The organism is Microcoleus sp. AT3-A2 (assembly GCF_036705685.1).
Classification (GTDB): Bacteria; Cyanobacteriota; Cyanobacteriia; order Cyanobacteriales; family Microcoleaceae; genus Microcoleus.
The window spans coordinates 11,237-25,225 of sequence record NZ_JAUBVF010000061.1; the positions used below are offsets into that span (position 1 = coordinate 11,237).

At 45.3% G+C, this 13,989-nt stretch carries 7 protein-coding genes; 5 read left to right on the forward strand and 2 right to left on the reverse strand.

From position 1 onward, the window contains the following. Positions 1–4,615 (reverse strand): two-partner secretion domain-containing protein (locus tag QUB37_RS24190; protein ID WP_333167011.1); only part of this gene is annotated, 4,615 nt, incomplete at its 3' end. 1,070 nt (positions 4,616–5,685) lie between these two features. On the opposite strand from QUB37_RS24190, the gene QUB37_RS24195 reads away from it, so the two are divergent. From QUB37_RS24195 to atpC, 3 genes are all read left to right on the forward strand, one after another. Continuing rightward, positions 5,686–6,534 carry a PEP-CTERM sorting domain-containing protein gene (locus QUB37_RS24195; protein WP_333167014.1) on the forward strand — a complete coding sequence of 283 codons (849 nt, stop codon included), beginning with the start codon at positions 5,686–5,688 and terminating at the stop codon, positions 6,532–6,534. Positions 6,535–6,672: 138 nt separating this feature from the next. Further along, the gene (atpD, locus tag QUB37_RS24200; RefSeq protein ID WP_333167016.1) at positions 6,673–8,130 is read left to right on the forward strand and encodes a F0F1 ATP synthase subunit beta; all 1,458 of its coding nucleotides are present in this window, start codon (positions 6,673–6,675) and stop codon (positions 8,128–8,130) included. 184 nt (positions 8,131–8,314) lie between these two features. Then, complete coding sequence (gene atpC / locus QUB37_RS24205; RefSeq protein WP_333167019.1) at positions 8,315–8,722, forward strand: ATP synthase F1 subunit epsilon; 408 nt, start codon at positions 8,315–8,317, stop codon at positions 8,720–8,722. A gap of 90 nt (positions 8,723–8,812) precedes the next feature. Here atpC and QUB37_RS24210 read toward each other — a convergent pair whose 3' ends face one another. Beyond that, positions 8,813–9,112 (reverse strand): DUF7734 family protein, encoded by a 300-nt coding sequence (locus QUB37_RS24210; protein ID WP_190743481.1) that lies wholly within the window; start codon positions 9,110–9,112, stop codon positions 8,813–8,815. Positions 9,113–9,420: 308 nt separating this feature from the next. On the opposite strand from QUB37_RS24210, the gene QUB37_RS24215 reads away from it, so the two are divergent. Together QUB37_RS24215 and QUB37_RS24220 are read left to right on the forward strand one after the other, a co-directional pair. Next, positions 9,421–10,362 carry an aliphatic sulfonate ABC transporter substrate-binding protein gene (locus tag QUB37_RS24215; protein WP_333167021.1) on the forward strand — a complete coding sequence of 314 codons (942 nt, stop codon included), beginning with the start codon at positions 9,421–9,423 and terminating at the stop codon, positions 10,360–10,362. A 116-nt stretch (positions 10,363–10,478) separates the two neighbouring features. Beyond that, positions 10,479–13,754, forward strand: a complete 3,276-nt coding sequence (locus QUB37_RS24220; protein WP_333167024.1) for a response regulator — start codon at positions 10,479–10,481, stop codon at positions 13,752–13,754. Positions 13,755–13,989 lie beyond the last annotated feature (235 nt).

A 13,989-nucleotide genomic window follows, 5' to 3' on the forward strand; every position in this document is an offset into this window, starting at 1 on the left:
TCGGATTCTTGGCAATTGTAACTGCATCTCCATAAGTTTGACTCCCGATTGTAGTGACATTGGCATTGAGTTGAGTTATGCCGCCAGGATTTGTGGTGAAACTGGTAGCCTTGACACCATTAAATGTAGTTGAACCAGCACTGTTGACGGTGAGATTTCCTAATACTGTCGCGTCGCCGATCAAACCTTTAACCTCAATTTTTCCAGTACCTGTTTCTAAAGTGAGATTGCCAGTGCCATCAATGTTATTGTTAAACAGAATATTGCTACCTGCTGAATTGCCATTGCTGACTAAGACGCTATCTCCAACTAAGGTATTGCCGTTAATTGTGATATCTTGAGATTGGGTAGTAATATTGCCATTTAAGTTATTAGTTGTAGCATTGAGAGTAATTGAAGCATTATCAGTTCCCGAAATCGATTGATTGGGATTGACAAAAATAGTGCCTTGAGTATTGAAAGTCACAGGATCGGCAAAAGATACAGGCAAATTCTCTACAGTGATATTGCCTGTAGTAGTCTTCCCTCCGAAAACAATGGCACTAAAGCCATTACGCAATGAGGATAAAAACGGTGCTCCTATATCGATCGCCTGCGGATCGAAAGGAAGTCCAGCCTGGAAGCGAATGCCGAAATTCGGCGAAAACGGCTGAATTGAAAAAGTGCCTTTACTCTGGGCGGAACCTGTTCCCGAAAAGCCAATCTCATTGCCGCTAATGGTAATATTTCCAGTACGGGGCAATCCATTAGCATCAATGCTATTTATCCCAACTTCATTGGGAGTTGCGATCGCGATATCTCCACCGGCACCGGAACTAGAACTAGAATTAACTACTCCTGAGTATGCAAAAATGTTGCCTGTTTGACCTGTGAGGGTGATTTTTCCGCCATTGCCAGCAGTGGAACTGGAGTTAAGATTACTAGCATTAATATTGTTGGCACTCAGTGTAATCGGGCCACCATTTCCGGTACTGGATGTGGTATCAATTGCCCCTGCAGTCGTATCAATATTGCCATTAGTGCTGGTAAGGGCGATTGCCCGTCCGGGATTTGTGATATCGCCCGCAATAATATCGCCTGTAGTTGTAATTGCGATCGGGTTCGGACTGGTAACATTGAGAGAATTTTCTATTTTCAGGGAACGCAATGGCACAGGCGCCCCAATCGGCCCGTTGACATTAATAACGCCTGTTCCCGTAGTCAAAACTAGGTTGCCATCGCCGTCAACCGTTCCCCCAAAATTAATGTCGCCTGCACCCGTTAACCCAGTATTGAGAGTGACATTAGAACCCGTACCGAGAGAGACTTTGCCACCAAAGTCAATCTTCTTTTCGTTGGTGAGAATATTTTCGTTTAAGTTAGTCGTTGGAGCATTAAAAGTAATTGAAGCGTCCTTTTCGCCTGTAATGTTTCCATCGACTGCAATGGTGGGAGCTTGCATCGTGACGGGGAAATTAAAAGTAACGCCAGCGGGGTCAATTGCGATCGCCCCTGTCCCATCCGCCCGTCCGATAATGAGTTGGGAAAACCCCTTTAATATAGGAGACGTGAGTTCATCACTGCTGAGATTCAAACGGGGGTCGTCCTTGCTAGTACCACCAACATTAATACCTAAACTGGGAGTAAGCGGTTGCAACTGGATAGTCCCAATACCCTTAACTTGACTTTGTGCTGATAGTTGAATTGAATCGCCCGTCAAAGTAACATTGTCGCCATTAACCGCATCAATCACACCGCCGATGAGGTTAATTGCAAGGGCATTGGTGTTAGCCTTTCCCGTGAGGCTAATATTGCCTGTTCCCGTAGCTTGCACCGCGATCGGTCCGCCGATGTCGAAGTTAATGCCGTCGTTGTTAATTGATGTCCCTACACTGGTACCGCTTAAAGCAATATCTCCATTATTGGAGCCTACCGTGCCTGAGTTGAAATAGATCCCGGAATTAGCCCCCGTCCCTGCACTGCCCGTCCCCGTCAAAGTCACCTTTCCCAGGTCTGCGGTTTGGATTGAGGTTTGGATTATTGTTGGAGGGGCTGGGGTTGGGGTTGGGGGAGCAGGAACACTATCTACATATATACCGTGGTTCAAAGTCCCAGTCCCACCACCAGTACCAGTCAGACTGACATTTCCAGAGGAAGCTTGGACTGTGGCGCCCGCAAGGGATATCCCTTGATTGCTATTAGTTCCATTGCCGCCCACACCGATTAGAGTCAGATTCCCGGTGCCTATGGACTCCACCACCCCTCGCACCGTAATACCCGTGTTCTCCCCAAGGCTCCCCTTGCCTGTTCCAGTCAGGGTGATATCTCCATTCTGCGATTTTACGATACCAGTATCATTAATCCTTATCCCTTGATTATAATCAGTCCCATTTCCCCCTGTCCCGGTGATGGTGACAGTCCCCCCCCCCGCAGTTGACTGGACTGTAGCGTCCCCTGGGAGGAAAACGCCGAAGTTGTAGCTTCCAGTTCCAGCACCTGTACCAGTCAGGTTGACTTTTCCCCCAGCCGATTGCACTGCACTCGTGGTAATAGATATCCCTTGATTATAATCAGTCCCATTTCCCCCTGTCCCGTTGAAAGTAATACTCCCTGTCCCGATCGATTCTACTGTGCTGGTATTAATGTTAATCCCGTAGTTGCCGCTTTTAGTTCCGTTACCTATACCTATGCCTGTCAGGGTGATATTTCCATTGGTTGAAGTCACCTGAGAGCCGCCTGTAACAACAATACCTTCATTTCCGACTAATGTCCCGTTCTGGCCAGTTCCCTTGACAGTAATATTTCCACTTCCAGTAGTTTGTACTATGGCGTTATTTATAATAATACCGTTACTGGTTCCGAATGTCACGTTTGCTCCGCTGCCGTCCAAGTTAATGTTCCCACCTCCGGCATTAATTGTGCCACCAAGAACGATTCCATTTCCATTGGAACCATTCCCTCGACCAATACCCTGGAAACTGCCCCCGTTTGTATTAATCGTCGAATTGAGCGTCAGATTACCACCGTTTGAATTATCACTATCAGCATTCAGAGTGACATTGCCTCCCTGAGTTGTGATATCGGCCCCCAAACTAACATTAATATTATTATTAGCATTCAGCGTCAGAGAATTACTATTATTCCAAGTAACGGGAGCACTAACTGTAATATTACCTGTACTCGGAGCAGTCGAGGCAGTAGAAATAGTGACATTTCCCAAATTTAGTTGATTTTGCAGCGTCCCATTATTGATTGTAGAAGTAGCCACAGAGGAAGCAAATACTCCTGCCGTGAATGTACCGTTTGCATCCGCACCTGTACTAATAGTGATATCAGTAGGATCTAACAGTAACGTTCCAGCAATCCCAAAGGTCGATCGCAAATCAACCAATCCTTGAAAATCCAGCGATTGCTTACCCGACACTTCCGCAAAGCCGCCATTCCCAGAAAATAAGCCACCTCTGGCCGTAATATTGCCATTAAAGCGAGTAGTTTCATCAGCCCAAACTATGACTCGCCCGCCATTCCCATTACTAACAGCATCAGCATTAATCGTCGAGTCGCTGCTAACAAGAGTCCGCAAAGCATTGGGCACAGTCCCCAAACCCTGATAATCTCCGCCAATCAGTATATTACCGCCGCCGTTAATCCCAGAAGCATCGATATTGCCCGCAATAACTCCTACTTTGTCGCCTAAAATATTTACAGTACCGCCAGTGTTGCCAGAGACGTTGAGACTGCCGGATGCGATCGTAGTTCCCGCAGTTACCGGCACAGCAGCATTCCCCGTCAACACAACTTCCCCATTGGGATTTACCGTCAAACCCGTCGCCTGTGCCACACCTTGTCCAGTCAGCAACTCCGGCAAAGATAACACTGGCTGCGTCCAATTGTTTGGCAGAGAACTTTGATTTGCTGTCGGCTGAATATCCAAACTCAATAAATTTCCAGCTTGACTAATTCGCACCAAATTGTTACCCGGTACGGCGCTGATGAGAATATTGCCGCTAGGCGCATTTACCTGACCCGTATTGACAACTGTACCGCCGATAAAACTTAAACTTTGACCTGGTGCCACCGTCAGATTGCCTGCATTAACAATGCTTCCCCCTGGCAAATTTGTAAAAGCAAAACTATTCGGTGTCCCGATTAAAGTTGCCCAATTGTTATTGCCGATCGCACTAAACCACTGATTGTTCCCAAAACCAATCCCTGTCGCCGTAGTAGCATTAAAAGATCCAGGCACGTTCAGACTGGCATTCGGCCCGAAAATTATGCCAGCAGGATTCATCAAGAATAAATTGGAATTCCCGCCCGTAACTTGAATTAAGCCATTTATTAAAGAAGGATTACCCCCAGTAATCCTTCCCAAAATATTTTGAATATTCGGATTTGTCAGAAAGTTAGCCGTTTGAGCCTCGCTGAGGCCAAACTGAGTAAAACTGTGAAAAAGATTACCCTTATCTCCGCTGAAAGACCCCCCGGAAATGTCGTAGCGGTTGCCGTTGGGAGTAACAACTGTGTTAGTGCCATCCGGTGCCGGGGCGATGGGTTGCGCGTTTGCCGAACCCGCCGCTGCACTCAGCCAGCTAACAATGAATAACCATCCGAGCAAATGTAGTTTGTTGGGTGTCATTGTGTTTAAAGATTGTGCTTAAAGTGCGATCGTATTTATCTATCCTATTTTTACTCATAAAAATTCCTCATGTCAATAGGAGCAGTCTATTTTTGCTTGCCGAATAATTAGGACTGAAACAGGAAATGTATGTTTTTAATTACTATGATTTACGTAAAAACAGTTTTTTGACTAGGAGTCAGGCGCGGGAAATGAAACTTGGTTTCTTTTTTTGACCGAAAACATCCAGGATACAAGCCCCCGGATTCATTCCTTCGCAGACTCAAAACCCAGAAATAAAAAACCTGTATCCGATGAAACTTGCCCCCCGAATTTATCCGTGGGATCAAGGGTTCAATTCTAAAATCTAAAATCTAAAATCTAAAATCGATTGACTTTCACTGCTTTCCTGACCCAATTACCTTAAAAAACCGGGTTAATGCGTCCGGGACTGTTGGTGAAAATATAGCGCGGAATGCGAGGGTTAGGGGTTTAAAAAACTAGGAATTTGAGTCAAAAGTACGTAAGTACCGATCGCCTGTTATAAAGCTTGCTTAGAGTGGCAAAAAACTCGCTCAAATCCCTACTCGCGGTCGTCCCCACTTCTTTCTGCATCGGCCGAGCAGCTTGCAGCACGCTGCTTTCAGGAACAACGAACCGAACAGCCGACTTTCTCTCAAAAACTTTATATTTTATGGATAAACTTTACCAAAACTTTATAAAGCTCTAGTAAGATTTTTATATATTTTTGATGAAAGCCAATATTTGCAAGTCTTGCACTCATCTTGAGACTGTTACCGAAACGAAGTAAATGTAGTAGGTTGGAAGTCTAGGCAGGATGAAAATCTTGCTCTGACAGATTAAACTATGCGAGTCTGGTGTCAGTGAAAACTCTTAGAAGAAGCACTCATTTACTCCAAAACACCCTTAAGTGAGATCTGTATGTAGATTCACTGGTGTGGAGCCTCTTCTTTAGGTTTGACGATCGCCCTAAATATCGCAGGCTCGCGATTGTCTATTCGCGTCACGGCAACATGGCATTTAGGGCATTTTGGACCTTACTACCTAATAATACTGGAGGAATCAGGGTTATGACTACCTTAACGCTAGTCAAAAAAACATCTTTTACAGTCGCCAGCTTGGCAACCACAATGTTGCTCAGCATCTGCACGCCCGTCCGAGCTTTCATGTTTGGCACTGGCGGCATCCAGTTCGATCAAGATGCCGATATAAACTTTACCTTCGACCAATCTCACAGCCCTTACCAGTCCAGCTTGTGGGTGGCCCAAGCTCAATCAGGAAACAATGGCTACACCAACATCGCCAGACTGTTTTACGAGACTAAACCCTCAGATAACGGCTCTGCCAACAACTGGAAAGGAACCTTCGGCAACGCAGTCACCTCCGAAAACGGCTCCATCACCCAAAACTTCAGATTTTTGAAGGATCAAATTTATGCCCTGCTGCTGTGGAGCGACACCGGCAGTGGCAACCCTCTCGCGCAATACGTCTCGTCAAGCACCTTCATGAACAGCTCCCAATGGCGGGCCGCTGGCACCCAGTTCCGAAGAGATGAATGTCTGGTAGCGGGATGTCAGCTTGCTGTGTTTGGTGACATTAGCCTCGACTACAACTCCAGCGACTCATTTACAAACATCAACGGCGGTAAAGGCCCAGAGCAATTTTCATCCCTCACAATGGCCCAACTGGCTAATGGCACACAAATATCCTTCGACGATGCCAAACCAGGAACCGAGCTTGACTTCAAGGACTTCACCGTGTCGGCTAAGTTAGTCCCCGAACCAGTCCCCGAACCAGTCCCCGAACCTGACCCCGAACCAGTCCCCGAACCAGTCCCCGAACCAGTCACAGTATTCGGGACTATCCTGGGGATCGGGGCTTTGGCTGCAGCTCGCAGGAAAAAAAAGCGAGGGCAGTAACCATAAAAATGACTCTTAACCAACCCCATACAAATCTAAATAGTGCGTCTGTTCAGTGGTAATCTGAGGAATAGCATTTCTAAATGTTAAGACTTTTTCCATAACGGGAAAAATAGCATCCTAACAAAGGCACTATTCATGGTATCCACCGCAACAAAAACGAACGTAGGCTACATCACCCAAATCATTGGGCCGGTTGTAGACGTAAAATTCCCAGGCGGCAAACTGCCCCAAATCTATAACGCTCTCACAATTTCCGGCAAAAACGAAGCAGGTCAAGACGTTGCCGTTACCTGCGAAGTTCAACAACTGCTCGGAGACAGCCAAGTGCGTGCAGTTTCCATGAGTACCACCGACGGCTTGGTGCGTGGCATGGAAGTAGTAGATACCGGGGAAGCAATCCAAGTTCCCGTCGGAATCCCAACTCTCGGCCGCATTTTTAACGTCATCGGTCAACCCGTAGACAACCTCGGCCCGGTCAATACTTCCGAAAGTATGCCCATCCACCGCAACCCGCCGGCTTTCACCGAACTGGAAACCAAGCCTTCGGTGTTTGAAACCGGGATCAAGGTGATTGACCTGCTGGCACCCTACCGTCGTGGCGGCAAAATCGGTTTGTTCGGCGGCGCAGGCGTCGGAAAAACCGTGATTATGATGGAACTCGTGAACAACATCGCCAAGGCTCACGGCGGCGTGTCCGTGTTCGGTGGTGTGGGCGAGCGCACCCGCGAAGGTAATGACCTCTACAAAGAAATGATCGAGTCGGGGGTTATTAACGAAGAAGACCGCAGCAAATCAAAAATTGCTCTGGTTTACGGTCAAATGAACGAGCCACCTGGTGCTCGGATGCGCGTGGGCCTGTCGGCTCTGGCGATGGCCGAATACTTCCGTGATGTCAGCAAGCAAGACGTGCTGCTGTTCATTGACAATATCTTCCGGTTCGTGCAAGCGGGCTCTGAGGTATCGGCTCTGTTGGGTCGGATGCCTTCGGCTGTGGGATATCAGCCGACTCTCGGTACAGACATGGGCGACTTGCAAGAACGGATTACTTCGACTACCGAAGGTTCCATTACTTCGGTTCAAGCTGTGTACGTACCTGCGGATGACTTGACTGACCCCGCACCGGCTACGACTTTTGCTCACTTGGACGCTACAACTGTGTTGTCTCGCGGTTTGGCTGCGAAGGGCATTTATCCGGCTGTTGACCCGCTGGATTCTACGTCTACGATGTTGCAAGTTAGCGTTGTCGGCGAAGAGCACTATGGTGTTGCTCGTCAGGTGCAGTCAACTCTGCAACGCTATAAGGAATTGCAAGACATTATTGCAATTTTGGGCTTGGACGAGCTGTCGGAAGATGACCGCTTGACCGTTTCTCGCGCTCGCAAAATTGAACGGTTCTTGTCTCAACCGTTCTTTGTAGCTGAAGTGTTCACCGGTTCCCCCGGCAAGTACGTCAAGCTGGCAGACACCATTAAGGGCTTCCAGATGATTTTGGCTGGTGAACTTGATGAGTTACCAGAACAAGCATTCTATTTGGTGGGCGACATTAGCGAGGCGATCGCCAAAGCTGAAAAAATGAAAGCTGACGCCAAGTAATTTTAGTCATTAGTCATTAGTCATTAGTCATTAGTCATTGGTCATTGGTCATTAGTTGTTAACAGTTAAAAGTTAACAGTTAACAACTAAGTGACTGATGATAGGCGACGACTGACTAATGACTAATTACTAATGACTGCTGACTGCTGACTGCTGACTAATGACTAATGACTAAGGACAATTTATGACATTAAATGTGCGCGTAGTGGCCCCAGACAAAACTGTTTGGGATTCTAATGCTGAAGAAGTAATTCTGCCGAGCACCACAGGCCAACTGGGTATCTTGAGCGGTCACGCTCCAATGTTGACAGCTTTGGATACCGGAGTGATGCGCGTCCGTCCCGGCAAGGAATGGGTGTCTATTGCTCTGATGGGTGGCTTTGCAGAAATCCAAGAAAACAAAGTTACTATTCTTGTCAACGGCGCTGAAAAAGGCGAAACCATTGATAAAGAAGCTGCTCGTACTGCTTACACCGAAGCAGAAGCTCGTTTGGACAAGGCTACTAGCGGCACTTTGCAAGAGCAAATTCAAGCCAAGCAAGCAATCAAACGCGCGAGAGCTCGTTTCCAAGCTGCCGGCGGCACGCTCTAGCTCTAAGGTTAAGGACATAGTGCTTTTGTAGTAGGGACACAACATTGTTGTGTCCCTAATGTTTTGCTCGGTTATGTCCCTAATGTTTTGCTAAACTCCCGCCTCGGACAATAGAGATTGCATTGTTTCCCAAGATAACCCCTGCTGAAGATAGCGGGGGTTATTTGGATTGTAGGGGCTCTCCACACGATCGACACTGACAATTTTTGCTTCCTCCGGCAAAACAGGAACCTCTGGATCGAAAGCGGTCGATCGCGTCAGGGAGCTAGAAAAGCCTTTAAAAATAGCAATTTCATCGAACTCGCCGTCAATTTCGGCCTTGACGATTAAAACTTCGTGCGATCGTTTTACCGTGTATTGTTCCAAGCGGCGAGCAATAGAGTCAGCCATAGCAAATCTTACTTTCTTGAAATCTGCTATAATATACCTTAATTTTGCGACTAATTTCCGGGACAGACAGCTAAAATTTTATTTTTAATTCGAGTTTTTTTTAACAGCAGGAAGTAAGCGGACATAATATAAATCCTGTAAAAAACATCTGCCAGAGTTTCATCCGGCAAAACCTACTTATCCGATATTTTATGAGCCACAGAAAGACTAGGTTTAAATTATCGCTTTCCAGTCAAAATTTTATTAAAAGGCATTTTCGTTGGGGATATACGCTGCTATTAACGCTCGTTTTTTGCTTGAGTTTAGCTGTGGCCAGTTGCAAATCACAAATAATAAATAACTCTACAGCAAAAACCCAAAATGCACCCTCAAACTTAACAAGAGTTGTAAGAATCGGACATCAACGTTTCGGAGCGCTGTTTTATCTCAAAGCTAAAAGCTCTTTGGAAACCCGTTTAGCAAAAATTGGGTGGTCTGTAGAATGGACAGAATTTGCTGCTGGGCCGCCAATTTTAGAAGCAATAGGAAAAGGAAAAATTGATCTGGGTTATGCAGGAGTTGCGCCGCCAATTTTTGCCCAATCAGACGGCTTACCTTTTGTTTATATTGCTAATGATTCCGCTTTACCTGGAAGCATTGGCATCATAGTTCCTCAAGATTCTCCAATTCGGACTCTAGCGGATCTCAAAGGCAAGAAAATAGCAGCCACTCAGAAAACCGCAGGTCACTATTTGTTAATTCGCGCCTTAACTCAAGGCGGCTTGCAGTTAAAAGATGCCCAATTCGTCGATTTGTCTCCACCAAAAGCTCAGGAAGCATTTGTGAGAGGCGAGGTTGATGCTTGGGCGATTTGGCAGCCGTTTCTAGCTCAGTTACAGGAAACTATCCCTGTTCATTTCTTGACTAACAGCGACGGGCTGATGAATGATAGAAACTTCTATTTGGCAAGTCGCTCTTTTGCTAGCGACTTTCCTAATATTGTTAAAATAGTGATGGGAGAAACGCGACAGATGGCTACTTGGATAACGAAGAATCCCGAGCCAGCAGCGAAATTTATCAGCGCTAGAACGGGGATGAAAATAACCACAGCTATCATGTTAACTAAAAGCCGTCGCTACGATGTGCTGCCAATTCAGGACAGGGCAGTTGAAGAACAGCAGCGGATTGCTGAAATTTTCTTTCGGTTGGGACTGCTTCCCGATCGCATTTGGATTGAAGATGTTATTTGGAAACAAAAATTAGATCTATAAATTCCTAACTTAGGCAAAGGTAACAATAAATTAGTGATGGCTATTCCGCCAGTCTTAAAAGGTGCAATTTGGTGTATCCTATAGAGTGAGTTCAAACTGTTAACTGGCAGAATCAAATGTCATCAATTGCCAATCAACTGCGTTACGGTTTTGTCTCGATTGTTGTGGCAAGCGTATTGATGGCTGGAAGTACCTTAGCTTACCTCAGCTTTCGGGGACAAATAGAACAGACAAAACAGCTTCAGTACGAACGATCGCAAGCTGCTGCTGTCCAAATTAGCGCTTATCTAGATAGCTTGCAGCGCCAACTCAATTTTTTGTCAGAATTGCGCGGTTTAACAGAATTTAATGCTGAAACTCAGCGCAGCATTCTCGAAGGATTGGTCAACAGCAACAGCGCCTACGAAGTGGTCGGAATTTTTAACAGTAAAGGTCAAGTCGTACAGGCGATGTCGCCTTACGAATCATTCTCTATCTCTAGCTTGAGTTTAGCAGGAATTTCGGGAGAAACACCTGTATTCTGGCAGACATTTGGGCAAACTCAAAATTATGTTAGTCCAGTAGATGTAGATCTAAAAACAGCAGTTAATGTTGTTAACTTAGCAGTGCCTGTTCGCGACAATAAAAATCAAATTGCTGGCGTATTATTTGCCAGAGTAAGTCTCAATTTTTTAACTCAAATTGCCTCCAGAACTAAAGTAGGAAAAACGGGATACAGCTACGTTCTCGACCATCGCTCGGTGCTGATTTCGGAAACAGGAAGCAAGATTAATCCATATTTACTGCAAGATTTGAGAGAGCGATCGTTTGTGCGAGAGTTATCCAAATTAGCTTTAGCTGCGGGGATTCAATCTCCGATTGTTTATCGAGGCTTGCGCGGGGAAGAAGTAATGGGCACGGGTGCGATCGTGCGGAGGGTTCAGTGGATGGTGGTTGTAGAGCTACCTACGGCGGAAGCTTACGCTCCGGTTCGTAAGCTGATATACGTCATGGGTGCAGTTACCCTCGCCAGCGCTCTCGTCGCCGTGGGCTTGGGAGTGGCTTTTGCTCGATCGATTACACATCCTTTGGAATCCCTAACATCTGCTGCTACTAAAATGAGTAGCGGAATGTTTGAAAATCGGGTAAATATTGCGGCATCAAACGAACTCGGAAAATTAGCTAATGCTTTCAACAGCATGGCCAGTCAATTAGAAGTATCTTTCACAAGATTAGAGCATCAAAATGCCCAATTGCAGCGACTTGACAAACTCAAAGACGAATTTTTAGCCAACACTTCTCACGAACTCCGCACCCCGCTTAACGGCATTATCGGTTTAACTGAATCTTTGATCGACGGTGCTACAGGACAATTGCCAGAACAGACTATTTCCAATCTAGAAATTATTGCATCTAGCGGCAGAAGACTGTCCAATCTCATCAACGACATTCTGGATTTCTCGAAGCTGAGACACAAAAATATTGAACTGCAAATCAAGCCTGTCGGCATCCGAGAAATTGTCGATATTGTGGTAACTCTTTCTCAACCTCTAATTGGTACAAAAAATTTGCAGTTGATTAATTCAGTCAGTCCCGACATCCCCCTCGTAGATGCAGATGAAAATCGCGTGCAACAAGTTCTTTATAACTTAATCGGAAATGCGATTAAATTTACCGAAAGCGGCAGAGTTGAAATTTCCGCGAATGCGATTAGCTTGGAATCCCCGCAGCTAGGCGACAAAGAAAGTTCAGTAACAAGCCAGCTTCAATCTTTAATTCTCAGGTCAAAACTGCAAATTACGGTATCCGATACTGGTATTGGGATTGCTGAAGATAAATTAGAAAAAATTTTTAAATCTTTTGAACAAGCAGACGGTTCCACTGCTAGAGAATATGGAGGAACAGGGTTAGGTTTGGCAGTTACAAAGAAGTTAGTCGAGCTACACGGTGGCGAAATTCAGGTATCTTCAAAAGTAGGTATTGGTTCGCAGTTTACCTTTAGTTTGCCAGTATCTCAAAATCAGTATGTTGACTGCAAGCATTTTCCAGCAACGGTTAGACCATCTTTAGTTTCAAGAACCAACGATCGCAAGTTAATAACTAATGCAACTGTCGCACAAATTTTTAATAACAACAGTTTAATCGATGAGAAAGAAAGCCAAGAAAACAGTGGGCTGAAAATCTTGATTGTAGATGACGAACCTGTGAATATTCAGGTATTGGCTAATAATTTACTTCTGGAAAAATATACGCTCGCCAAAGCTAGCAGCGGTAGAGAAGCTTTAGCCCTTCTAGACAGAGGCTACAAGCCGGATCTAATTTTGCTAGATCTGATGATGCCGCGGATGACTGGTTACGAAGTTTGCGAGAAAATCCGGGAGAAATTCACCGCTATAGAAGTGCCAATTGTGATGCTAACCGCCAAAAATCAAGTATCTGACTTAGTGCAAGGTTTCAATGCAGGAGCCAATGATTTTTTAACTAAACCCTTTGTCAAAAATGAATTGCTAACCAGAATCAAAACTCACATACGTCTGGCAAAAATCAATGCAGCTTACGGTAGATTTGTCCCCCATGACTTTTTGCGCTTTTTGGGACACGAAAGTATTATTGATGTCCGACTAGGCGATCAAATTCAGAAAGAAATGACAGTTTTATTTTCTGACATTCGATCCTTTACGACTATCTCAGAAGGGATGACTCCCCAAGAAAACTTTAGTTTTCTTAACAGCTACCTCAGCCAAGTGAGTCCGGTGATTCGTGCTCACCAAGGTTTCATCGATAAATATATTGGCGATGCGATTATGGCACTATTTCCTGAGTCTGCAGATGATGCTGTTCGCGCGGCGGTGGAAATGCAAAAACAAGTTATGGTTTACAACCACCAACGACAACTCAGCAATTACCCAGCGATTACGATCGGCATCGGCTTGCACGCAGGTACTTTAATGTTGGGTACGATTGGGGAGCAAGAACGGATGGAAAGTACAGTGATTGCTGATGCGGTGAATCTCGCGTCTCGTTTGGAAGGATTGACGAAGGTTTACGGGGCGGGAATTCTAGTTAGTGACTCAATTTTAGACCGTTTGGGCGATCGAGAAAAATATATGTGCCGATTTGTCGATCGAGTCACAGTAAAAGGCAAAAAATCAGCCGTGTCGGTGTTTGAAATTTATGATGCAGAAACAGAACAAAGCGTTCAACTAAAACAGGGAACTGCTGCTGAATTTCAAAAAGGTCTGGAGCTTTATTTCGAGAAAAACTTTACTGAAGCGCAAAAATCATTCAGTAAGATTTGCGGAAAAAATCCTCAAGATAAGTTAGCAGCAATTTACTGCCAGCGCTCTCTAAAGAATGGAATGTATGGAGTGCCTGAAGGATGGTCGGGGATAGAAGCTTTGGATGAAAAGTAGTACAAGTAACTTCTATTATGAAAAGTAGTGATACAGATATATTGTATGTGAACATCGGTTGGGACAGGGCAATGCCTTGTCCGGCGCGGGGAGTAGGACAAGGAAATGGCCTATCCCTACAGTTCGCTTTGACTTTTAATAATTTGGTATAAGATTAAGCATTGTAGACACGGTATCAGGTCTTCCTTGCGTAAGTTGTGTTTAAGTACAAAATAGTTTATAATACTTACCATCG

What these genes read in the sequence shown, in the direction of transcription:
- QUB37_RS24195 (WP_333167014.1), top strand. Translation starts at nt 5,686, where the DNA reads ATGACTACCTTAACGCTAGTCAAAAAAACATCTTTTACAGTCGCCAGC.
- atpD (WP_333167016.1), top strand. Translation starts at nt 6,673, where the DNA reads ATGGTATCCACCGCAACAAAAACGAACGTAGGCTACATCACCCAAATC.
- atpC (WP_333167019.1), top strand. Translation starts at nt 8,315, where the DNA reads ATGACATTAAATGTGCGCGTAGTGGCCCCAGACAAAACTGTTTGGGAT.
- QUB37_RS24210 (WP_190743481.1), bottom strand. Translation starts at nt 9,112, where the DNA reads ATGGCTGACTCTATTGCTCGCCGCTTGGAACAATACACGGTAAAACGA.
- QUB37_RS24220 (WP_333167024.1), top strand. Translation starts at nt 10,479, where the DNA reads ATGTCATCAATTGCCAATCAACTGCGTTACGGTTTTGTCTCGATTGTT.